Source organism: Curtobacterium sp. MCBD17_032, from assembly GCF_003234855.1.
GTDB lineage: Bacteria > Actinomycetota > Actinomycetes > Actinomycetales > Microbacteriaceae > Curtobacterium.
Genome location: NZ_QKTO01000017.1, coordinates 25,829 through 48,891, shown reverse-complemented (window position 1 = coordinate 48,891; position 23,063 = coordinate 25,829). Strand labels below are relative to the sequence as shown.

Annotated in this window: 19 protein-coding genes; all 19 read left to right on the top strand. The window is 71.2% G+C overall.

Features of this window, described 5'->3' with window-relative positions; translation table 11 throughout:
- The first annotated feature begins 31 nt into the window (after nt 1-31).
- The 19 genes from DEI91_RS15040 to DEI91_RS14950 all read left to right on the top strand — a co-directional run bounded on the left by DEI91_RS15040 (nt 32) and on the right by DEI91_RS14950 (nt 22,932).
- On the top strand, nt 32-1,654 hold the full coding sequence (locus DEI91_RS15040; protein ID WP_111053083.1) for a Mur ligase family protein: 1,623 nt from the start codon (nt 32-34) through the stop codon (nt 1,652-1,654).
- Nucleotides 1,651-3,105, top strand: a complete 1,455-nt coding sequence (murF, locus tag DEI91_RS15035) for a UDP-N-acetylmuramoyl-tripeptide--D-alanyl-D-alanine ligase (RefSeq protein ID WP_111053068.1) — start codon at nt 1,651-1,653, stop codon at nt 3,103-3,105. The genes DEI91_RS15040 and murF overlap by 4 nt, the downstream gene beginning before the upstream one ends.
- The gene (gene mraY / locus DEI91_RS15030; protein WP_111053067.1) at nt 3,102-4,208 is read left to right on the top strand and encodes a phospho-N-acetylmuramoyl-pentapeptide-transferase; all 1,107 of its coding nucleotides are present in this window, start codon (nt 3,102-3,104) and stop codon (nt 4,206-4,208) included. Before murF ends, mraY begins: the two co-directional genes overlap by 4 nt.
- The gene (murD, locus tag DEI91_RS15025) at nt 4,205-5,734 is read left to right on the top strand and encodes a UDP-N-acetylmuramoyl-L-alanine--D-glutamate ligase (RefSeq protein WP_111053066.1); all 1,530 of its coding nucleotides are present in this window, start codon (nt 4,205-4,207) and stop codon (nt 5,732-5,734) included. Before mraY ends, murD begins: the two co-directional genes overlap by 4 nt.
- Complete coding sequence (gene ftsW, locus DEI91_RS15020) at nt 5,697-7,040, top strand: putative lipid II flippase FtsW (RefSeq protein ID WP_111053065.1); 1,344 nt, start codon at nt 5,697-5,699, stop codon at nt 7,038-7,040. The genes murD and ftsW overlap by 38 nt, the downstream gene beginning before the upstream one ends.
- Nucleotides 7,037-8,173: an undecaprenyldiphospho-muramoylpentapeptide beta-N-acetylglucosaminyltransferase gene (murG, locus tag DEI91_RS15015; RefSeq protein ID WP_111053064.1), complete on the top strand. Its 1,137-nt coding sequence runs from the start codon at nt 7,037-7,039 to the stop codon at nt 8,171-8,173. The genes ftsW and murG overlap by 4 nt, the downstream gene beginning before the upstream one ends.
- The gene (gene murC, locus DEI91_RS15010; protein WP_111053063.1) at nt 8,170-9,594 is read left to right on the top strand and encodes a UDP-N-acetylmuramate--L-alanine ligase; all 1,425 of its coding nucleotides are present in this window, start codon (nt 8,170-8,172) and stop codon (nt 9,592-9,594) included. The genes murG and murC overlap by 4 nt, the downstream gene beginning before the upstream one ends.
- Nucleotides 9,591-10,751, top strand: coding sequence for an FtsQ-type POTRA domain-containing protein (locus DEI91_RS15005; protein WP_111053062.1), 1,161 nt, complete (start codon nt 9,591-9,593; stop codon nt 10,749-10,751). The genes murC and DEI91_RS15005 overlap by 4 nt, the downstream gene beginning before the upstream one ends.
- A 159-nt stretch (nt 10,752-10,910) precedes the next feature.
- On the top strand, nt 10,911-12,077 hold the full coding sequence (gene ftsZ / locus DEI91_RS15000; RefSeq protein ID WP_111053061.1) for a cell division protein FtsZ: 1,167 nt from the start codon (nt 10,911-10,913) through the stop codon (nt 12,075-12,077).
- 8 nt (nt 12,078-12,085) lie between these two features.
- Nucleotides 12,086-12,808 (top strand): YggS family pyridoxal phosphate-dependent enzyme, encoded by a 723-nt coding sequence (locus DEI91_RS14995; RefSeq protein WP_111053060.1) that lies wholly within the window; start codon nt 12,086-12,088, stop codon nt 12,806-12,808.
- 43 nt (nt 12,809-12,851) lie between these two features.
- Nucleotides 12,852-13,436, top strand: a complete 585-nt coding sequence (locus DEI91_RS14990; RefSeq protein ID WP_111053059.1) for a cell division protein SepF — start codon at nt 12,852-12,854, stop codon at nt 13,434-13,436.
- A 115-nt stretch (nt 13,437-13,551) separates the two neighbouring features.
- Complete coding sequence (locus tag DEI91_RS14985) at nt 13,552-13,848, top strand: YggT family protein (RefSeq protein ID WP_258374457.1); 297 nt, start codon at nt 13,552-13,554, stop codon at nt 13,846-13,848.
- A 190-nt stretch (nt 13,849-14,038) separates the two neighbouring features.
- Nucleotides 14,039-14,719: a DivIVA domain-containing protein gene (locus tag DEI91_RS14980; protein ID WP_111053058.1), complete on the top strand. Its 681-nt coding sequence runs from the start codon at nt 14,039-14,041 to the stop codon at nt 14,717-14,719.
- A 2-nt stretch (nt 14,720-14,721) separates the two neighbouring features.
- Nucleotides 14,722-15,384 (top strand): signal peptidase II, encoded by a 663-nt coding sequence (gene lspA, locus DEI91_RS14975; RefSeq protein WP_258374456.1) that lies wholly within the window; start codon nt 14,722-14,724, stop codon nt 15,382-15,384.
- A 10-nt stretch (nt 15,385-15,394) separates the two neighbouring features.
- Nucleotides 15,395-16,318: an RluA family pseudouridine synthase gene (locus DEI91_RS14970; RefSeq protein ID WP_111053081.1), complete on the top strand. Its 924-nt coding sequence runs from the start codon at nt 15,395-15,397 to the stop codon at nt 16,316-16,318.
- Nucleotides 16,319-16,482: 164 nt separating this feature from the next.
- On the top strand, nt 16,483-19,965 hold the full coding sequence (dnaE, locus tag DEI91_RS14965; RefSeq protein ID WP_375537696.1) for a DNA polymerase III subunit alpha: 3,483 nt from the start codon (nt 16,483-16,485) through the stop codon (nt 19,963-19,965).
- Between the two features lie 79 nt (nt 19,966-20,044).
- Nucleotides 20,045-21,352: a histidinol dehydrogenase gene (hisD, locus tag DEI91_RS14960; protein ID WP_111053055.1), complete on the top strand. Its 1,308-nt coding sequence runs from the start codon at nt 20,045-20,047 to the stop codon at nt 21,350-21,352.
- 12 nt (nt 21,353-21,364) lie between these two features.
- Nucleotides 21,365-21,868 (top strand): transcriptional regulator NrdR, encoded by a 504-nt coding sequence (gene nrdR, locus DEI91_RS14955; protein ID WP_111053054.1) that lies wholly within the window; start codon nt 21,365-21,367, stop codon nt 21,866-21,868.
- Complete coding sequence (locus DEI91_RS14950) at nt 21,865-22,932, top strand: quinone-dependent dihydroorotate dehydrogenase (RefSeq protein ID WP_111053053.1); 1,068 nt, start codon at nt 21,865-21,867, stop codon at nt 22,930-22,932. The genes nrdR and DEI91_RS14950 overlap by 4 nt, the downstream gene beginning before the upstream one ends.
- The last annotated feature ends 131 nt before the right edge of the window (nt 22,933-23,063 follow it).

The following is a 23,063-nucleotide window of genomic DNA, read 5'->3' as shown; positions in this document are numbered from 1 at the left end:
CACTGTCCACGTGGTGAGGAAGAAGGAGCACTTGTCAGCACGGATCCCCCCGGTCCTCCGGCCCGAACACCCGACCCCGCGGCCGGTCGCCGAACTCGCGAACGCCTTCGGGCTCCGCGTCGTCGGGTCGCTCGACGGCGTCGAGACGACCGGCGTCACCCTGAGCGCCGCCGAGGTGCAGCCGGGTGACCTGTTCGTCGGCGTGCACGGGGCGAACCGCCACGGTGCCGAGTTCGCCACGGACGCCGCCGCGCGCGGCGCCGTGGCCGTGCTCACCGACGCCGCCGGCGTCGCGACCGCCGAGGCCTCCGGGCTGCCGGTGCTCGAGGTCGAGGACCCCCGGGCCGCGCTCGGCGACGTCTCGGCGTGGGTCTACCGCACCGACCCCGACGAGGCCGAGCTGCCGCAGCTCTTCGCCGTCACCGGGACGAACGGCAAGACGAGCACCTCGTACATCCTCGAGGGCGTCCTCAAGCAGCTCGGCCTCGTCACCGGCCTGAGCTCGACCGCCGAACGGCACATCGGGTCGCTCAGCGTGACGAGCAGGCTCACCACGCCCGAGGCGAGCGAGATGCACGCGCTGCTCGCCCGGATGCGCGAGAGCGAGGTGCGCGCGGTGGCCGTCGAGGTCAGCGCCCAGGCCCTCAGCCGCCACCGGGTCGACGGCATCGTGTTCGACGTCGTCGCCTTCACGAACCTCAGCCACGACCACCTCGACGACTACGCCGACATGGAGGAGTACTTCCAGGCGAAGCTGCCGCTGTTCCAGCCGGAGCACGGCCGACGCGGGGTCGTCTCGCTCGACACCGACTGGGGCCACCGGGTCGTGCAGGACTCCCGCATCCCGGTGACGACCATCACCGTGCACCCGGACGTCGAGGCCGAGTGGCACGTCGACATCGTCGAGGCGCACGCGGCCTACACCGAGTTCCGCCTGACCGGACCGGAGGGTCGCGAGCTCACCACGCGCGTGCCGCTCATCGGCTGGCACATGGCCGCGAACGCCGCTCTGGCGATCGTCATGCTCGTCGAGGGCGGCTTCGAGCTCGGTGCCATCGCGCACGCGCTCGAGGCGAACCACCGCCGGTACCCGGACGAGACCGACGGCGCCGTGGTGAGCGCCATCGAGTGTTACCTGCCCGGCCGGACCGAGCGGGTCTCGGGCGACACCGGTCCGAGCGTCTACGTCGACTTCGGGCACAGCCCCGACGCGTTCCTCAACACGCTGGCGGCCGTCCGGCAGTTCACGCCCGGCAAGGTCGTCATGCTGTTCGGTGCCGACGGGGACCGCGACACCACGAAGCGCGCCGACATGGCCCGCGTCGCCGCGGAGGGGTCCGACATCCTCGTCGTGACCGACCACCACCCGCGCTTCGAGGACGCCGCCTCGATCCGGAAGACCCTGGTCGACGCCGCCCGCGCCGCCTACCCCGACCACGAGATCCACGAGGTGAGCCCGCCCGAGGCCGCGATCCGCGCCGCGGTCGCCCTCGTCGGCGACGGGGACTCGATCCTCTGGGCCGGCCCCGGTCACCAGGACTACCGCGACATCCAGGGCGTCCGGACGCCGTACTCGGCCCGGGACGAAGCCCGTGCCGCGCTCCGCGAAGCCGGCTGGGAACCGAACGCCGGTCCGACGGAGGACGCTCGATGATCGCGCTCACCCTCGCCGAGATCGCCGCCGCGGTCGACGGTGAGCTCGTCCACGGTGCCGCCGACACGACCGTCGACGGATCGGTCGAGACGGACTCGCGCCTCGTCACGGCGGGCAGCGTCTTCTTCGCCCTGCTCGGCGAGGAGACCGACGGGCACCGGTTCGTCCCGGCCGCGGCCGACGCCGGAGCGGCCCTCGTCGTCACCGAACGGGCCGTCGACCTGCCCGCGGGCGCCGCGACCGCACAGATCGTCGTCGCCGACGGCTACGCCGCGCTGGCCGCCCTCGCCCACGAGGTCGTCGCCCGCGTCCGTGCCGCCGGTGCCCTGCGCGTCGTCGGCATCACCGGCTCGAACGGCAAGACGAGCACGAAGAACATGCTCCGCACGATCCTGTCCCGCGTCGGCGAGACGGTCGCGCCCGAGGGCTCGTTCAACAACCACGTCGGCGCACCGGTCTCGATGCTCCGGATCACCGCCGACACCCGGTTCCTCGTGGTGGAGATGGGTGCGAGCGGCATCGGTCACATCGCGAAGCTCGTCCGCATCGCGGAGCCGGACGTCGGGGTCGTCCTCAAGGTCGGCCTCGCGCACGCCGGGGAGTTCGGCGGCATCGAGGCGACCGAGCGCGCGAAGTCGGAGATGGTCACCGACCTGCCGACCACCGCCACGGCCCTCCTCAACGTCGACGACGACCGCGTCGCGCGGATGCGCGGACGCACCGCCGCCCGGGTCGTGGGCTTCGGCACCTCCGCCGGTGCCGACTACCGGATCGGCGGCGTCACGACGGACCGCGACGGCACCCGCTTCACGCTGACCGCGCCTCCCGTCGATCGTGCGGACGCCCGGCCGGGAGGCCCGTCCAGCGACCCCGAGACCGTCGACGTCCGCCTCGCCATCCTCGGCGAGCACCACGCCATGAACGCCGCGGCCGCGCTGTCGGTCGCGCACCTCTGGGGCGTCCCGCTGTCCGAGGGCGCCGCGGCGCTCGCGTCGATGACGCGTGCCGAGCGCTGGCGGATGGAGCTCCTGCAGGGGCCGGACGGCGTCACCGTGATCAACGACGCGTACAACGCGTCGCCCGACTCGACGGCGGCCGCTCTGCGGACGCTCGCACAGGTCGCGCGCCCGGGGGAGCGCACGGTCGCCGTCCTCGGCGAGATGGCCGAGCTCGGCGAGTACTCCGTGGAGGAGCACGACCGGATCGGGCGACTCGTCGTGCGGCTCGGGATCGGACAGCTCGTGGTCGTCGGCCGCGGCGCGATGCCCCTCCACCAGGCCGCCACCCTCGAGGGGTCGTGGGACGGCGAGTCCGTGTTCATCGAGGACGTCGACGACGCCGTCCGTGCCCTCCAGGAGATCGTGCGTCCCGGTGACGTCGTCCTGGTCAAGTCCTCGAAGTCGGCCGGGCTGCGGTTCGTCGGCGACCGCCTCGGAGGTGTCCCCGAATGATCGCGCTCCTCGTCGCCGGCGCCGTGTCGCTGGTGTTCACACTGCTGCTCACGCCGCTGTTCATCAAGCTGTTCCACCGCCTCGGCTGGGGCCAGTTCATCCGTGACGACGGACCGCAGTCGCACCACACCAAGCGCGGCACCGCGACCATGGGCGGCATCGTCCTCATCCTCGGTGCGGTCATCGGGTACTTCGTCGGGCACCTGGCCGGGCGCGACCCCGTGACGCTGTCCGGCCTGCTCGTGCTCTTCCTCATGGTGGGGCTCGGCGTGGTCGGCTTCGTCGACGACTTCCTCAAGGTCCGCCGTCAACGCAGCCTCGGTCTCGGTGGTTGGGCGAAGGTCCTCGGGCAGGTCATCGTCGGTGTCGTCTTCGCGACGATCGCCCTGGTGGTCCCGACCGGCAGCGGCAAGCCGCCGGCGTCCACCATGATCTCCGCGATCCGTGACGTGCCGTGGCTCGACTTCATGGCGCTCGGCACGGTCATCGGGACGATCCTGTTCCTGGCATGGATCGTGCTGCTCACGGTGTCGACCTCGAACGGCGTCAACGTCGCCGACGGCCTCGACGGCCTCGCGACCGGGTCGAGCATCCTCGCGATCGGCTCGTACGTCATCATCGGCTTCTGGCAGTCGAACCAGATCTGTGGCGGTGCCCGGATCGACGAGAGCACCCGGCACGCCTGCTACACCGTGACGGACCCGCTCGACCTCGCCGTGGTCGCGGCCGCGGTCTGCGGTGGCCTCATCGGCTTCCTCTGGTACAACACCTCGCCGGCCCAGATCTTCCTCGGCGACACCGGGTCGCTCGGCCTCGGCGGGGCCCTCGCCGGGCTCGCCGTCCTCAGCCGCACCGAGCTCCTGCTCATCCTCATCGGCGGCCTGTTCTTCATCGTCACCGGCTCCGTCATCCTGCAGCGGGCCTACTTCAAGATCACGCACGGCAAGCGCATCTTCCGGATGAGCCCCCTGCACCACCACTTCGAGCTCAAGGGCTGGGCCGAGGTGACCGTCGTCGTCCGGTTCTGGATCATCGCGGGGCTCTGCGTCGCGGCCGGGGTCGGACTGTTCTACCTGGAATGGATCGCACGAGTCCAAATATGAGCGAACGCCTGAACGGTCTCGACAGCTGGTACTCCGAGGGTTGGAAGGGCCTGCGGGTCGCGGTGCTCGGCCTCGGTTCGACCGGGTTCTCGGTCGCTGACACCCTCGCGGAACTCGGCAGCGAGGTCGTCGTCTACTCGACCGACGCACCCACCGACAGCGTCGAGCTGCTCGACGTGATCGGTGTGCGGTTCGTGCAGACGCCCCTCGACACCGTCCCCGCGGCGCTGGCCGACCACGCCCCGGACCTGGTCGTCGTGTCGCCCGGTCTCCCGCCGCACAACCCGACCGTCGCGTGGTCCGTCGCGAACAGCACCGTGTGGGGAGACATCGAGCTCGCCTGGCGCGTGCGCGACAAGGTCGTGACGGGTCCGGTCGCCGCACCGTGGGTGACGATCACCGGCACGAACGGCAAGACCACGACGACCCAGCTGACGACGGCGATGTTCGCCGCCGGCGGGCTCCGGGCCGTCGCCTGCGGGAACATCGGGGTGCCGGTGCTCGACGTCGTGCGCGACCCGGAGGGCTTCGACGTGCTCGTCGTCGAGCTCTCCAGCCACCAGCTCCACTACATGCCGACGACCGGACCCGGCGCCGTGGTACCGCTCGCGTCGGCTTGCCTCAACATCGCCGACGACCACCTCGAGTGGCACGGCTCCGCGGCGGCCTACCGAGCGGCGAAGGCGAAGGTCTACGAGCGCACCGTGGTGGCGTGCGTCTACAACACGGCGGACGAGGTCACCCGGCACATGGTCGAGGAGGCCGACGTCGTCGAGGGCTGCCGCGCGGTCGGGTTCTCGCTCGGCGTGCCGGCACCCGGCGACGTCGGTGTCGTGGACGACGTGCTCTGCGACCGGGCCTTCACCGAGGACCGCCGCAACAGCGCGCTCGAGCTCGCGACGGCCGCGGACCTCGAGCTCGCCGGCCTGGACAGCCCGCACATGACCGCGAACGTGCTCGCCGCTGCCGCCCTCGCGCGTGCCGCGGCCGTGCAGCCGAGCGCCGTCCGCACCGCCGTGCAGGGCTTCCGCGCCGACCACCACCGCACGGAAGCCGTCGCGACCACCGACGGCATCGCCTGGGTCGACGACTCGAAGGCGACGAACCCGCACGCAGCGACGGCGTCCCTCTCCGCCTTCGACCCGGTCGTCTGGATCGTGGGCGGCCTGTTCAAGGGCGTGGACATCGACGGGCTCGTCGAGCGGTTCGGCCCCGCGGTGCGCGCCGTGGTCGTCATCGGGACGGACCGGTCACCGGTGCTCGAGGCATTCGCACGACACGCGCCCGCGGTCCCCGTGCTGCAGGTGGAAGCGACGGACACTGAGCAGGTCATGCCCGAGGCGGTCCGGCATGCCGCTTCGGTCGCGCGACCGGGCGACACGGTCCTCCTCGCCCCGGCGGCCGCGTCGTTCGACCAGTTCGGTTCCTACGCAGACCGGGGCGAGCGTTTCGCGGCTGCGGTCCACGAGCACCTGGGAGGCGACGCCGATGGCGACACCGACGGATCTGCCGACGAACGGCCGTAGCGCGCGCGCCCGCGCCGGTGCCGCGGGCGCCGCTGCCTCGGCCCGCGTCGGCTCCGGCGTGGACGACGCACGTCGCCGCTCGAACGGGGCCGTGGTCGCGGTGAAGAACGTGTTCGTGGCCGAGTCCACGACGTTCTACACGATCCTCGGCGTCACCCTCTTCCTCGTGGTGTTCGGTGTGGTGATGGTCCTGTCGTCGTCGAGCGTCGAGGAGTACCGCTACAAGCACGGCTTCTTCGGCGCCTTCGCGAAGCAGGGCCTGTACGCCCTCATCGGCGTCCCCCTCATGCTCGTCGTGAGCCGGTTCCCGGCGGAGTTCTGGCGGCGGTGGGCGATGCGCATCCTCGGTGCCGGGCTCGTCCTGCAGCTGCTCGTGTTCACCCCCATGGGCATCGACATCCAGGGCAACCGGAACTGGATCGGCCTCGGTGCGTTCACCGCGCAGCCGTCCGAACTCCTCAAGCTCGCGCTCGTGCTCGGCATCGGCGCCGTGCTCTTCCGCAAGCGGGAGAAGCTGCACGACTGGCGCGAGGTCTTCATCCCGGTCGGGCTCGCGACCGCGGTGTCCATCGGCCTGGTGCTCCTCGGTGGCGACCAGGGGACCGCGATGATCATGATGATCCTGGTCTTCGGCAGTCTCTTCGTCGGCGGGGCGCGGTTGCGACACCTCGCGGTCGGCGTCGTCGCGATCGCCGTGATGCTGCCGGTCGTCACCATGGCCTCGAGCTCCCGGCAGACGCGCATCAGCGCGTGGCTGTCGGGATGCACCGACTCGAACCAGGCCCAGGACCTGTGCTGGCAGCCCGTGCACGGGATGTGGGCGCTCGCCTCCGGCGGGGTGTTCGGCGTGGGGCTCGGCAACTCGAAGCTGAAGTGGTCGTGGTTGCCCGAGGCGGACAACGACTACATCTTCGCCATCGTCGGCGAGGAGCTCGGCCTGATCGGCGCCGTCGTCGTGCTCGCGCTGTTCGTTGTCCTCGCGATCGGCATGATCCGGGTCGTCCGGCTCTCGCCCGACCCCTTCGTCCGGACCGTCACCGGCGGTGTCCTGGCCTGGGTGATCGGGCAGGCGCTCGTCAACATCGCGGTCGTCCTCGGGCTGCTCCCGGTGCTCGGCGTCCCGCTCCCGCTCATCTCGGCCGGCGGATCGGCCCTCATCATGACCCTCGTCGCGATCGGCGTCGTGCTGTCCTTCGCCCGCGACCTCCCCGGCCGGACCGGATCCGGCGGCGGCGGCGGTCGGGGCAGTACCGCCGGTCGCACCACCGTCCCGGCACCCGGGACGCAGAACGGAGCCCTGCGGTGAGCCGCTTCCTCTTCGCCGGCGGCGGGACCGCCGGCCACGTCAACCCCCTGCTCGCGGTGGCCGACCGGTTGACGCAGCGGTCCCCGGAGGACGAGGTCCTGGTGCTCGGCACCGCGGAGGGCCTCGAGTCCCGACTCGTGCCGATGCGCGGGTACGAGCTCGTCACGATCCCGCGCCTGCCGTTCCCGCGCAGGCCGAACGCCGCCGCACTCCGCTTCCCCGGCGCGTTCTGGTCCGCCGTCCGCCGCACGGAGCGCATCATCCGGGAACGCGAGATCGCCGTCGTCCTCGGCGTCGGCGGGTACGCGGCCGCGCCGGCCTACGTCGCGGCGAAGCGCACCGGGACACCGATCGTCGTGCACGAGCAGAACGCGAAGCCCGGGCTCGCGAACCGGATGGCGGCGGTGCTGACCGAACACGTCGGCGTGACGTTCTCGAACACCCGGCTGCCGCACTCGCGGGTCGTCGGCATGCCGCTCCGCCGGGAGATCGAGCGCCTCGACCGTCGGGCCGAGCGCGCCGCCGGCTTCGCGGAGTTCGGGCTCGACCCGGACCGCCCCGTGCTGCTCGTGACCGGCGGGTCCTCGGGAGCGCGGAGCATCAACCGGACGGTGCACCAGGCCGCGGCCACGATCCTCGGCGCCGGGTGGCAGATCCTGCACGTCGTCGGCGGCGCGTCCGACATCGGTCCGAGCGACCTGGACGGGTACCACGTGCTGCCGTACTGCGACCGGATGGACCTGGCGTACGCCGCTGCCGACTTCGTGGTCTCGCGTTCCGGTGCCGGCATGGTCTGCGAACTCACCGCCGTCGGCCTGCCGAGCGTCCTCGTGCCGTACCCCGTCGGAAACGGCGAACAGCGCCACAACGCCCGGGACGTCGTCGCAGCCGGGGGAGCCCTGCTCGTCGACGACGCGGAATTCACCCCGGACTGGGTGACGTTGCAGCTCCTGACCGTCCTGGAGGACCGTGCGGGCATCGCGGCGATGGCGGTCCGGGCCGGGAGCGTCGGGCACCGCGACGGCGCGGACCGCATGACCGGGCTCGTGCTCGCCGCCGCAGCGGGACGCAGGGGGAGCAGCACCGGCCGCCCGAGCGACACCAGCACCACCAGCAGCACGGAGGAACCATGACCATCAAGCCGGACCTCACCCAGCCGATCCCGGACGACCTCGGCTCGGTGCACTTCGTCGGCATCGGCGGGTCCGGCATGAGCGGCATCGCCCGGATGTTCCTCGCCGCCGGTCACCGGGTCTCCGGGAGCGACTCCCGCGAGACCGCGACGACCGGCCGGATGCGGGAGCTCGGTGCCGACGTCCGCATCGGGCACGACGCCGCCAACCTCGGCGACGCCGACACCGTGGTCGTCACCAGCGCCCTCTGGCCCGACAACCCGGAGCTGCTCGAGGCGAAGCGCCGCGGGCTGCCGGTCCTGCACCGCTCGCAGGCCCTCGCCGCGCTGATCTCGTCGCACCGGCTGGTCGCGGTCGCCGGCGCGCACGGCAAGACGACCTCGACCGGGATGGTCGTCACGGCGCTCGTCGAGCTCGGGCTCGACCCGAGCTTCGTGAACGGCGGTGTCATCCAGTCCCTCGGCACGAGTTCGGCGCCGGGCAGCAGCGACCTGTTCGTCGTCGAGGCGGACGAGTCCGACGGGTCCTTCCTCCTCTACGACGTCGCGATCGCGCTCATCACGAACGTCGACCCCGACCACCTGGACCACTACGGCAGCGAGCAGGCGTTCATCGACGCCTTCGTCGAGTTCGCGGCGAAGGCCCGCGAGCGGGTCGTCGTGTCGAGCGATGACGCCGGAGCGGTGCGGGTGACTGCGGGCCTCCGGGCGCGCGAGGACGCCCCCGAGGTCGTCACCTTCGGCGAGGCCGAGGACGCGGACGTCCGGATCGAGCGCGTCGACGAGGGTGCCGGTGTCGGTGTGGACCTCCGCTGGGGTGGCGCCTCGTACCACCTGGCACTCCGGGTCCCCGGTCGCCACAACGCGGTGAACGCGGTCGGTGCGTTCGCCGTGCTCGTCGGCCTCGGCGTCGATCCGGCTGACGCGGTCCGGGGCATCGAGGCGTTCGGCGGCACCGAGCGTCGCTTCGAGCTGCACGGCGTCGAGCGCGGCGTGTCCGTGTACGACGACTACGCGCACCACCCGACGGAGGTCGCCGCGGCGCTCCGTGCCGCGCGCGACGTCGTCGGTACCGGCCGGATCATCGCGATCCACCAGCCGCACTTGTACTCGCGCACCCGGATGATGGCCGGCGAGTTCGCGAGCGTGTACGAGGAGCTCGCCGACCACACCGTCGTCCTCGACGTCTACGGCGCCCGCGAGGACCCGGAGCCCGGGGTGACCGGTGCGCTGGTGCAGGAGCGTTTCGCGGACCAGAGCCGCGTGGACTACCTGCCCGACTGGGCGGAGGCCTCGGCGCGTGCTGCCGCGGTGGCGCAGGACGGCGACATCGTGATGACGCTGAGCTGCGGCGACGTGTACCGGATCATCCCGCAGGTGCTCACCGCGCTGCAGACCGGACCCGGGGCCGCGGGCCGGTGAAGCGCCCCGAGGGCTTCGACGAGCACGCCGGGCCCGACGACCGCCGCACCGTGCCCGCCGCTCCTGCGGACGGCGCGCGGAAGGCGCCGCGTCCGTCCCGCGGGGCCGGGCTCCGCGCGGCGCTGGACGGCGCCCGGGAGGCCCGCCGCACCTCGCGCGCACCGGCTGCGGACGACCGCCTCGCGCGTGACAGCGGTCCCACCGGTGACGGAGTCGACGCGCACCTGACCGGCCTGCCGGACCTGCCGGAGGTCGACCTCACCGAGGACGAGCAGCCGACGGACGGCCCCGGCACGGCGACGGACGGACCGGGTGTCCCGGACGTCGCGACGCACCTGCCGTCGACCACCCCGATCGGTGCGCGCATCCGTGCTGCGGAGACCGCGCGCGAGGCTCGCGTCGCCCGCAAGCGCCGCCGCATGCTCGAGCGTGCCGAGGTCCGGCGCTTCACGCGGCGGAGCAGGCACCGACGCGCCGCGTGGATCGCGGCCGGCGGTGTCGTCGCCGTGCTCGTCGTGTCCGTGCTCGTCGCGGTGTACTCGCCGCTCATGGCCCTCCGCATAATCGAGGTGAAGGGCACGGACCGCGTCGACGCCGCGCAGGTCCGGGTGGCGCTGTCCGGGCAGATCGGCACGCCGCTGGCCCGGATCGACCTCGACGAGGTGCAGGAGCGGATCGCGGGCTTCCCGCTCATCGAGAGCTACGTGACCGAGGAGGAGCCGCCGCACACCCTGGTGGTGACGGTCACCGAGCGCACCCCGGTCGTGGCCGTGCAGTCCGGGAAGTCCTTCGACCTCGTCGACCCGGCTGGCATCGTCGTGCAGTCGACGACGAAGCGGCCCGCCGACCTGCCGCTGGCGGACATCGGCCGCACGAAGCTCGGGTCAGCGGTGTTCCGGACGATGACCGAGGTCGTCCTCGCGATGCCGGCGGACGTCCGCAAGCAGGTGTCGGGCATCGCCGCGTCGACGTCGGACGACGTCACCCTGGCCATGCGCGACGGGTCGAGCGTGGTCTGGGGGAGCCCGGACGAGTCGGCGGCGAAGGCCGAGTTGCTCGCCGCCCTCGTGGCGGACCACGCGGAGCGGTCGCCCGACGCGAAGGTCGAGTTCGACGTGTCGGCCCCGGACAACGGGATCATCCGACCGCGTTCCTGACGCTGGCGCACAAATGCGGAGCGTCATCGACGACACGCGGCGTGGCGGGTCGTCACCGACCCGACGGCACCCGTAGCGTCGGGGCCAGCACCATTCGTAGCAGCTAGAACTCTGAACTTCAAGCACAGGTTGAGGGTTTTGACCGGAGGCCGGACAGACGTGACCACGAACCACAACTACCTCGCCGTCATCAAGGTGGTCGGTGTCGGCGGCGGCGGTGTCAACGCCGTCAACCGCATGATCGAACTCGGCCTCCGCGGCGTCGAGTTCATCGCCATCAACACCGACGCGCAGGCGCTGCTCCTGAGCGACGCCGACGTGAAGCTCGACGTGGGTCGCGAGATCACGCGCGGTCTCGGCGCCGGTGCCGACCCCGAGGTCGGCCGCCGTGCCGCCGAGGACCACGCCGAGGAGATCGAGGAGGCCCTCGCGGGTGCCGACATGGTCTTCGTCACCGCCGGTGAGGGTGGTGGCACCGGCACCGGTGGCGCTCCCGTCGTCGCGCGCATCGCGAAGTCGATCGGCGCGCTCACCATCGGTGTCGTCACGAAGCCGTTCGGCTTCGAGGGCAAGCGTCGCCAGTCGCAGGCCGAGAACGGCGTCGCGAGCCTCAAGGACGAGGTCGACACGCTCATCGTCGTGCCGAACGACCGTCTGCTCGAGATCAGCGACCGCGGCATCTCCATGGTCGAGGCGTTCGCCACCGCCGACCAGGTCCTCCTCGCCGGCGTCCAGGGCATCACGGACCTCATCACGACCCCGGGTCTGATCAACCTCGACTTCGCCGACGTGAAGAGCGTCATGCAGGGCGCCGGCTCGGCGCTCATGGGCATCGGCTCCTCGCGGGGAGCCGACCGGGCGATCAAGGCGGCCGAACTCGCCGTCGCATCCCCGCTGCTCGAGGCCTCGATCGACGGTGCACACGGCGTGCTGCTCTCGATCCAGGGTGGCTCGAACCTCGGCATCTTCGAGATCAACGACGCCGCCCGCCTGGTGCAGGAGGCAGTCCACCCCGAGGCGAACATCATCTTCGGTGCGGTGATCGACGACACCCTCGGCGACGAGGTGCGCGTCACGGTCATCGCGGCCGGCTTCGACGGTGGCGAGCCCTCGCAGCAGCAGCACCAGGAGCGCCGTTCGAGCTACGTCGACCCCGACGCCGGCGCCACCGTGCCCGTCGCCACGGGCTCGTCGAACCGCATCGAGGACTCGGGCCACTCGACCCCGTCCTGGGCGTCGCAGGAGCACGAGCCGCCGGCGCAGCGCGCCGCCGACCCGGCCTTCGACGACGACGACGAACTCGACGTCCCCGACTTCCTGAAGTAACCGACCCCGTGGCAGGTGATCCGCGCCTCCCGTCCGTCGACCAGAGCGACGGACTGGAGGCGCGTCTCGCGTCCGTCCGCGGGTCGGTCGCGGACGCGGCGCGCGCCGCCGGGCGCTCGGTCGACGAGCTGACGCTCGTCGTGGTCACCAAGTACCACCCCGCGTCCCTGGTCCGCGAGCTCGCCGCGCTCGGCGTCACCGACGTGGGGGAGAACCGGCACCAGGAGGCGCAGGCCAAGGCGGCGGAGCTCGCCGACCTCGGTCTCACCTGGCACTTCATCGGGCAGTTGCAGTCGAAGAAGGCCCGACAGGCGCGACGGTACGCCGACGTCGTGCAGTCGCTCGACCGAGCGAGTGTCGTGGACGCCTTCGCGCCCACCGAGGCGGAGCCCGACCCCCGCGTGCTCGACGGCTTCGTCCAGGTGAACCTCACCGACGACCCCGGTCGCGGCGGTGTCGCTCCCGAGGGCGTCGACGCCCTGGTGGAACGCGTGTTGGCGACCGGGACGCTCCGGCTGCGCGGGGTGATGGCGGTGGCGCCGCTCGACGGAGAGCCCCGCGCCGCCTTCGCACGCCTGCGCGCGATCTCGGACCGCGTCCGCAGCATCGAGCCCGGCGCGACCGACATCTCGGCCGGCATGAGCGGCGACCACGCCGAGGCGGTCGCCGAGGGCGCGACACACCTGCGGATCGGGACCGCAATCACCGGGAAACGACCGGACGCGCCCTAGCCTCGACACAGGGCACCAACGAGCACGGACCCCCGGAGGAACCATGGCCAACCCCCTGAAGAAGACGATGGTCTACCTCGGCCTCGCCGACGAGGAACTCGAGTACGAGGACGAGCAGCAGACCGCGCCGACGCAGGCGCGTCAGTCGGTCGCCGCCCCGGCGGCGCAGCAGGACACGCCCGCAGCCGCTGCTCCCGCGGTGGCCGCGACGGCCGCCGCACCCGCCACGTCGGCTCCGGCCGCCGTCGCCGTGAAGCCCCCGCACACCTCCCAGCGCGGCGCGCAGGTCACCCCGCTCCGCCGCTCGCACACGACCGCACAGAAGGCGACCCCGGTCCAGGAAATGAACGAGATCCTCACCGTCCACCCGCGCGAGTACAAGGACGCCCAGTCCATCGCCGAGAGCTTCCGCGACGGCATCCCCGTGATCATCAACCTCTCGCAGATGACCGAGACGGACGCTCGTCGCATGATCGACTTCGCGAGCGGGCTGTCGCTCGGCCTGTACGGCAAGATCGAGCGCGTCACGAACAAGGTCTTCCTGCTGTCCCCCGCGCACATCGCAGTGAGCGGTGAGCCGGCTGAGGTAGAGTCCGACATCGAGGCGAACTTCTTCGCCCAGTCCTGAGCCGCCTGTGCGGGTCCGGGGTCCGACGGGCCCCGGACCCGCCCGGCACCCAGGCCCACCCGCCCAGTGACCGGGACGTACCGGTACCGGTCACACGAGACGAGCGAGCCGAACCGTGTTCATCTTCACGATCCTCTCCTTGGTCCTCACGCTCTACTTCTTCGTCATGTGGGGGCGTTTCATCCTGGACCTGGTCCAGTCGTTCAACCGCTCCTGGCGCCCGCAGCGCGTGCTGCTCGTCATCGCGGAGTTCGTCTACACGGTCACCGACCCGCCCATCAAGGCCGTCCGCCGCGTGCTCCCGCCGCTCCGACTCGGCCCGGTGATGCTCGACTTCGGCTGGACGATCGTGATGCTCGTCGTGATCATCCTGCGTGTCGTGGTCCAGTCCCTGGCCTACCGATTCGTCTGATCCCGATCGACCCGACACGCGCCACGCGGCGATCCGGAACGGTTCGGAGCCGCCCTCGGTGTACGGTGGTCGGGATCGATGCCCCGCTCTGGCGGGACATCCGCACCGGGACTCCCGCTGGTAGGTTCAGCTCGGACGGCCAGCAGGGCCCCGGTTCCACACGTTCAGCAGTTCTATTGAGGTGACGGCAATGGCTTTGACGCCGGAAGACGTAGTCAACAAGCGGTTCCAGCCGACCAAGTTCCGCGAGGGCTACGACCAGGACGAGGTCGACGACTTCCTCGACGAGATCGTGGCCGAGCTGCGTCGCCTGAACCAGGAGAACGAGGAGCTGCGCCAGCGCCTCCAGTCGGCCGACTCCGCGCCGTCGCTCGCCAAGGACGACGAGCCCGCGCCGGCACCGACGCCCGAGCCCGCGCCGGTCGCTGCCGCTCCGGAGCCCGCACCGGTGCCCGCCGCCGCGCCGACCACCACGGTCAACCCGGACGAGGACACCGAGGGCACCACGAACCTCCTCACCCTCGCTCGTCGCCTGCACGAAGAGCACGTGCGCGAAGGTGTCGAGAAGCGCGACGCCCTCATCGCCGAGGGGCAGGCGCAGGCCGCCCGCCTCGTCTCCGAGGCCGAGGCGAAGCAGCGCCAGATCATCGCCGACACCGAGAACCAGAACCGTCAGCGCGTCGCGGTGCTCGACCAGGAGCGCACGCAGCTCGAGGGCAAGATCGACGAGCTCCGCACGTTCGAGCGCGACTACCGTTCGCAGCTCAAGAGCTACATCCAGAGCCAGCTCGCCGAGCTCGACTCGTCGGCCAGCACCGAGCAGTCCGGCTTCTCGCCGGCCCCGGCCTCGGCGCAGGGCTTCGGCAACTGACGTTGGACCGAACCGTCCCACGAGCGAAGGCCAGTGCACGCGCGATCGCGGCACTGGCCTTCGCCGCTGTCGTGGTGCTGGCGTTCGACCAGGTCACGAAGGCGCTCGTCGTCGCGAACCTGCCCGAGGGTGTCGTCGTCCCGGTGGTCGGGGACGCCTTGCAGTTCCTGTCGGTCCGGAACCCGGGTGCCGCGTTCTCGTTCGCGGTCAACATGACGTGGGTGTTCTCCCTCATCTCGGCTGCGGTGGTGGTCGCGATCGTCGTGTACGCACGCCGGATCCGGTCGATGTGGTGGGCGCTCGTGCTCGGCATGCTCCTCGGGGGCGCCCTCGGCAACCTGACGGACCGGCTGTTCCGTGAGCCGGGCTTCGGTCGTGGGCACGTCGTCGACTTCATCTCGACGCCGTGGATGATGCCCGCGATCTACAACGTGGCGGACTCGTTCATCTGCATCAGCATGGTGGTGTTCGTGCTGCTCGTGGTGTTCGGGGTCAACCTCGACGGGACCCGCTCCGTGTCCGAGAAGCAGCAAGCGCGCCGTGCAGCCGCGGCGCAGGCCGAGGATGCCGACGCGTCGGACGCTGGGCGGGCCTCCCGGACGGACCACGACGGCACGCGGCACGACCCTCGACCGCACGACGCCCTCGGGCACGACGCGACGTGACGCGGTCAGCATGAGCGAGTCCCGCAGTCTGCCCGTCCCCGACGGGCTCGCCGGTGAGCGTGTCGACACCGCCATCGCGAAGCTCCTCGGGTTCAGCCGCTCCTTCGCCGCGGACGTCGTCGCTGCCGGTGGTGTCCGGGTCGACGGCGTCGTCGTCGACAAGTCCGACCGGCTGCACGCCGACACCTGGCTCGAGGTGGAGTGGCAGCCGAAGGAGCCGCCGCGCATCGTCCCCGCGGTCGTGCCGGACATGACCGTCGTGCACGACGACGAGGACATCGTCGTCGTCGACAAGCCGATCGGGGTCGCCGCCCACCCGTCGCCCGGTTGGGACGGGCCGACGGTGCCCGGCGGCCTCGCCGCCGCCGGCTTCACCATCGCGACCTCCGGTGCCGCCGAACGGGCGGGCATCGTGCACCGGCTCGACGTCGGCACGTCGGGCCTCATGGTGGTCGCGAAGACCGAACTCGCGTACACGCACCTGAAGCGGGCGTTCAAGGACCGGACCGTCGAGAAGGTCTACCACGCGCTCGCGCAGGGGCACCCCGACCCGACGTCCGGCACGATCGACGCCCCGATCGGCCGGCACCCGTCGAGCGACTGGAAGTTCGCGGTGACCGCCGACGGCAAGCCGAGCGTGACGCACTACGAGACGCTCGAGGCGTTCCGGGCGGCGACCCTGCTCGAGGTGCACCTCGAGACCGGTCGCACGCACCAGATCCGCGTGCACATGGCCGCGACCCGGCACCCGCTCGTCGGGGACACCATGTACGGCGCCGACCCCGTGCTGGCGGCCGAGCTCGGCCTCACGCGGCAGTGGCTCGACGCGGTCCGGCTCGGGTTCGCGCACCCGCGCACGGGGGAGTGGGTGGAGTTCCGGGCGTCCTACCCGGACGACCTGCAGCAGGCGCTCGACCGGATCCGCGCGGCCTGAGGCGGGAGAACCGATCCGGCTGCGTCGGCGTCCGGAGCGACACGCTCGGGATCGTCACCGGTCGCGGTTAGGCTGTTCCCACCCCGCAGCAGACCGTACGAACCGGAGGTTCCGTGTCGGATTCCGACTCCTTCGTCCACCTGCACGTGCACAGCGAGTACTCGATGCTCGACGGTGCCGCCAGGCTCTCCGACCTCGTGGCGGAGACCGCCGCGCAGGGCATGCCGGCCGTGGCGGTGACCGACCACGGCAACATGTTCGGAGCGTTCGAGTTCTGGAAGACCGCGAAGGCCGGCGGCGTCAAGCCGATCATCGGGACCGAGGCGTACATCACGCCCCGCACCCACCGGTCGGACAAGACCCGTGTGCGATGGGGCGACGGTGGCGGCGACGACGTGTCGGGTGCCGGCTCGTACACGCACATGACGATGTTCGCCGAGAACACCACGGGCATGCACAACCTGTTCCGGTTGTCCTCGAAGGCGTCACTCGAGGGGTACTACTTCAAACCCCGCATGGACATCGAGCTCCTGCAGGAACACCACGAGGGTATCATCGCGACGACGGGGTGCCCGTCGGGGGAGATCCAGACGCGCCTGCGGCTCGGGCAGTACGACGAAGCCGTCCAGGCCGCCGCGGACTACCGCGACATCTTCGGCAAGGAGAACTACTTCGCCGAGGTCATGGACCACGGGCTCGAGATCGAGCGGCGGATCATGAGCGACCTCATCCGCCTGGCGAAGGACCTCGACATCCCGCTGGTCGGCACGAACGACCTGCACTACACGCACGCCCACGACGCGACCTCCCACGCGGCGCTGCTGTGCGTGCAGTCCGGCTCGACCCTGAACGACCCGAACCGCTTCAAGTTCGACGCGGACGAGTTCTACCTGAAGACGCCGGCGCAGATGCGGCACGTCTTCCGCGACAACCTCGAGGCCTGCGACAACACCCTGCTCATCGCGGAGCGCTGCAACGTCGAGTTCGACACCTCGGCGAACTACATGCCGAAGTTCCCCGTACCGGAGGGCGAGACCGAGCACTCCTGGTTCGAGAAGGAGGTGGCGAAGGGGCTCGAGTACCGGTACCCGGGCGGGATCCCGGCCGAGGTGCAGGAGCGCGCCGACTACGAGGTCGGCATCATCAACCAGATGGGATTCCCGGGCTACTTCCTGGTGGTCGCCGACTTCATCAACTGGTCGAAGAACAACGGCATCCGCGTCGGCCCAGGTCGTGGATCCGGCGCCGGGTCGATGGTCGCGTACGCCATGCGGATCACCGACCTCGACCCCATCCGGCACGGGCTCATCTTCGAGCGGTTCCTCAACCCCGACCGCGTCTCGATGCCCGACTTCGACGTCGACTTCGACGACCGGCGCCGCGGTGAGGCGATCAAGTACGTCACCGAGAAGTACGGGTCGGAGCGCGTCGCGCAGATCGTCACGTACGGCACCATCAAGGCGAAGCAGGCGCTCAAGGACTCGTCGCGGGTGCTCGGTTTCCCGTTCGGCATGGGCGAGAAGCTCACGAAGGCGATGCCGCCGCCCGTGATGGGCAAGGACATCCCGCTCACCGGGATCTTCGACAAGGACCACCCGCGGTACAAGGAGGCCGTCGACGTCCGCACCGTCGTCGAGACCGACCCCGAGGCCAAGACGGTGTTCGACACCGCGCTCGGGCTCGAGGGGCTGAAGCGGCAGTGGGGCGTGCACGCCGCCGGCGTCATCATGTCGAGCGACCCGCTGATCGACATCATCCCGATCATGAAGCGGGAGCAGGACGGCCAGATCGTCACGCAGTTCGACTACCCGGCAGCGGAGTCGCTCGGCCTGATCAAGATGGACTTCCTGGGGCTCCGCAACCTCACGATCATCAGCGACGCCCTCGACAACATCAAGACGAACCGCGGGATCGACCTCGACCTCGAGACCATGGGGCTCGAGGACCCCGAGGCGTACGCACTCCTGCAACGGGGCGACACCCTCGGCGTGTTCCAGCTCGACGGCGGACCCATGCGCGGACTGCTCCGCCTCATGAAGCCGGACAACTTCGAGGACATCTCCGCGCTCATCGCCCTGTACCGACCGGGGCCCATGGGCGCGAACTCGCACACGAACTACGCGCTGCGCAAGAACGGTGAGCAGGCCATCACCCCGATCCACCCCGAGCTCGAGGAGCCCCTGGCGGAGATCCTCGGCGGGACCTACGGCCTGATCATCTACCAGGAGCAGGTCATGGCCATCGCGCAGAAGGTCGCCGGGTTCTCCCTCGGCCAGGCGGACATCCTCCGCCGCGCGATGGGCAAGAAGAAGAAGTCCGAGCTGGACAAGCAGTACGCCGGGTTCCAGCAGGGCATGAAGGACAACGGGTACTCCGACGCGGCGATCGGGACGCTGTGGGACATCCTGCTGCCCTTCTCCGACTACGCGTTCAACAAGGCGCACTCGGCGGCGTACGGCGTGGTGTCGTTCTGGACCGCCTACCTCAAGGCCCACTACCCGGCCGAGTACATGGCCGCGCTGCTGACGAGCGTCGGGGACGCGCGGGACAAGCTCGCGCTCTACCTGAACGAGTGCCGCCGGATGGGCATCCGGGTGATGCCGCCGGACGTGAACGAATCCATCGGGTTCTTCGCCGCCGTCGGGGACGACATCCGTTTCGGCATGGGCGCCATCCGCAACGTCGGGTTCAACGTCGTCGACGACATCGTCCAGGCGCGCACCGAGAAGGGCGCCTTCGAGTCCTTCCACGACTTCCTCCGCAAGATCCCGATCTCGTCGGCGAACAAGCGCACGGTCGAGTCGCTCATCAAGGCGGGCGCGTTCGACGGGTTCGGCGACAGCCGCCGTGCCCTCGTCGAGATCCACGAGGGTGCGGTCGAGGCCGCGGTGAAGGTGAAGCGTGACGAGGCCCACGGCAACGTCGGGTTCGACTTCGACTCGCTCTTCGCCGAGGTCGCGGAGGAACAGCCGGCCTCGCTCACGGTGTCGCAGGTGCCCGAGCGGCCGGAGTGGTCCAAGCGCGACAAGCTGGCGTTCGAGCGGGACATGCTCGGGCTCTACGTGTCGGACCACCCGCTCGCCGGCCTCGAGATCGAACTCGCCAAGCACCAGTCGATCACCATCGCCGACCTGCTCGGAGCGGACGACTCGGTGGAGGGCGAGACCGTCACGGTCGCCGGGCTCCTGACGAGCGTGCAGCACCGCGTGGCGAAGACGAGCGGCAACCCGTACGGGATCGTCGACATCGAGGACTTCGGCGGGCAGATCGGCGTCATGTTCCTCGGCAAGACGTACCAGGAGTTCGGCCCGTCGCTCGTCCCCGATTCGATCGTCGTCCTGCGCGGCCGCGTGAACGTCCGCGACGACGGCAAGGCCCTGCACGCGGTGAGCATGTTCCAGCCGAACGTCGGCGACGCGATGGGATCGGGGCCGTTGACGCTGTCCCTGCCCGAGCGGCAGGCGACGACGCAGACGGTGACCGAGCTGGCCGCCGTGCTCGGACGGCACCAGGGCGAGACCGAGGTGCGGCTGAAGCTCCTCAAGGACGACGTCGCCCGCACGTTCGAGCTGCCCTTCCCGGTCAACCTGACGCCGGACCTGTTCGGCGAGCTGAAGAGCCTGCTCGGACCGCGCTGCCTGGTCTGACCGGAGCCGTCACCACGCGGTGACCGAGCACCGCCGACGGTCTCCGACTGCCAGCGGTGCTCGGTACGCTGGGTGCCTCATGATGCAGCGAATCGACCTCCGCGGCGGGCTGCCGCCCCGCGCCGAACTCCTCCGTCTCATGCCGCGCGCCGCCGGTGACGTCAGCAGCGCCACGGCGGCCGCGAAGGACCTGGTGGACGCCGTCCGCGAGCACGGAGCGGCCGCGCTGCACGAGCAGGCCGAGCGCTTCGACGGGGGAGCGCCGGAGCACGTCCGGGTCCCGGCCGCCGAGATCGCCGCGGCCGTCGCGGGCCTGGCCCCCGAGCTCCGGGTGGCCCTGGACGAGGCGATCCGTCGGGTCCGGGCAGCGAGCGCCGCACAGGTGCCGGTCGGCTCCGTCACCACGCTCGCCGACGGAGCCGAGGTGCACCAGCGCTGGCAGCCCATGCGTCGCGTCGGTCTCTACGTGCCCGGCGGCAAGGCCGTCTACCCGTCGAGCGTCGTGATGAACGTCGTCCCCGCGCAGGTCGCCGGCGTCGGGTCCATCGCCCTCGTCTCCCCGCCGCAGCGCGACCACGGGGGACGCGTGCACCCGACGATCCTCGCCGCGGCCGGACTGCTCGGCGTGGACGAGGTCTACGCGATGGGCGGCGCAGGCGCCGTCGGCGCGCTGGCGTACGGCGTGCCGGAGATCGGTCTCGACCCGGTCGACCTGGTCACCGGCCCGGGCAACAACTACGTCGCCGCGGCGAAGCGCCTGGTCCGGGGCGTCGTCGGCATCGACTCGGAAGCCGGCGCGTCCGAGATCCTCGTGATCGCCGACGACACGGCCGACCCCGGGTACGTGGCAGCCGACCTCATCAGCCAGGCCGAGCACGACGAGCAGGCCGGCAGCGTGCTCGTGACCACGTCGGCCGCGTTCGCCGACGCCGTGGAGGCTGCCATCCCGGAACGCACGGCGGTACTCGGGACGGCCACGCGCCTCCAGGCCGCCCTGGACGGCCCGCAGTCGGCGATCGTCCTGGTGGACTCCCTGGCCGACGCCGCGACCGTCAGCAACGCCTACGGGCCGGAGCACCTCGAGATCCAGACCGCGGACGACGACGCCGTGCTCGCCGACATCGACGCGGCCGGTGCGGTGTTCGTCGGGCCGCACGCCCCCGTCAGCCTCGGCGACTACCTGGCCGGGTCGAACCACGTCCTGCCGACCGGCGGACAGGCGCGGTTCGGCTCCGGGCTCGCCGCCTCGACGTTCCTCCGACCACAGCAGGTGGTGCGCTACACCGCGCAGGCCCTCGCCGAGGTGGCGCCGCACATCGTCGCGCTCTCGACCGAGGAACAGCTGCCGGCGCACGGTGCGGCCGTGGCGGAACGGACGAACCGGTAGCCTGGGGGCGCCATGTTCTGCCCCTTCTGCCGCCACCCGGACTCCCGCGTCGTCGACTCCCGGACGAGCGACGACGGAACCTCCATCCGACGACGCCGTCAGTGTCCGAACTGCGGGCGGCGCTTCTCGACGACCGAGACCGCGTCGCTCAGCGTCGTCAAGCGCAACGGCGTCCTCGAACCGTTCAGCCGCGAGAAGATCATCTCCGGCGTGCGGAAGGCCTGCCAGGGACGACCGGTGACCGACTCCGACCTCGCGGTGCTGGCGCAGCGGGTCGAGGAGATCGTGCGCTCCTCCGGTGCCAGCCAGATCGAGGCGAACGACATCGGCCTCGCGATCCTCAGTCCGCTCCGGGAACTCGACGAGGTCGCCTACCTCCGCTACGCGAGCGTCTACCAGGCGTTCGACTCGCTCGAGGACTTCGAGGACGCGATCGGCCAGCTCCGGATCGACCACCACGGTGGCCCCCGCGAGCCCCGCGGATCCGACCGCACCACGGACGGCGCCAGCGCGTGAGCGGCGTCGAGGCGCTCGTCCGCGCCGGGTACGGCGTCGTGTTCCGGACCGTGTTCGCGAAGATGGACCCCGAACGGGCGCACCACCTGGCGTTCGCCGTCATCCGGCTGCTGCCGAAGGTGCCCTTCGTCGCGGGCGCCGTCGAGCGGTACGCCCGGCCGTCCGCCGGGGACGGCATCACCACGATGGGCATCCACTTCCCGTCACGGTTCGGCATGGCCGCCGGGTTCGACAAGGACGCTCGCGCGATCTCCGGCCTCGGCGTGCTCGGGTTCGGGCACGTCGAGGTCGGCACCGTCACCGCGCGGCCGCAGCCGGGCAACGACCGCCCGCGGCTCTTCCGGCTCATCGCCGACCGCGCGCTCGTCAACCGGATGGGCTTCAACAACCACGGCGCCGTGAAGGCAGCCGGGCGTCTCGAGCGGGCGCGCCGCAACCCGGGCCGTCCGGTCATCGGCGTCAACATCGGCAAGAGCCGGGTGGTGTCCGTGGAGGACGCCGTCGACGACTACCTCGAGTCGACGCGTCTGCTCGCTCCGTTCGCCGACTACCTGGCCGTCAACGTGAGCTCGCCGAACACGCCGGGGCTCCGCGGCCTGCAGGAGATCGACCACCTCCGCCCGCTGCTCGCCGCCGTGCACGAGGCGGCCGACCGGACACCGGTGCTCGTCAAGATCGCGCCGGACCTGACGGACGAGCAGATCGACACCATCGCCGGTCTCGCGGTCGAGCTCGGTCTGGCCGGGGTGATCGCGACGAACACCACCGTCGAGCGTGGCGGGCTGACCACCCCGGAGGCCGACGTCCAGGCGATGGGCGCCGGCGGGCTGTCCGGTGCGCCGCTCGGGGAGCGCTCGTTGGCGGTCCTGCGCCGCGTCCGTGCTGCCGTGCCCGCGGGGTTCTGCGTGATCGCGGTCGGTGGGGTCACGACCGAGGCCGACGTCCAGGCCCGGATCGAAGCGGGTGCGACGCTCGTGCAGGGCTACACGGCGTTCCTGTACGAGGGGCCGACCTGGGCGATGCGGATCAACCGGCTCCGCCGACGGCGGTTGCGCCGGGCCTGACCGCGGCCGAGGCGACGGGGGACGCCGTCCGGAGCGTGACGCCGCGTCGCTGGCGAGACGCCTGGATCTCATCAGGGCGCCGTCGCTTCCGGCGGCGTTCCGCCGGCTGCGGGGCGTCTCACGGCTGACAC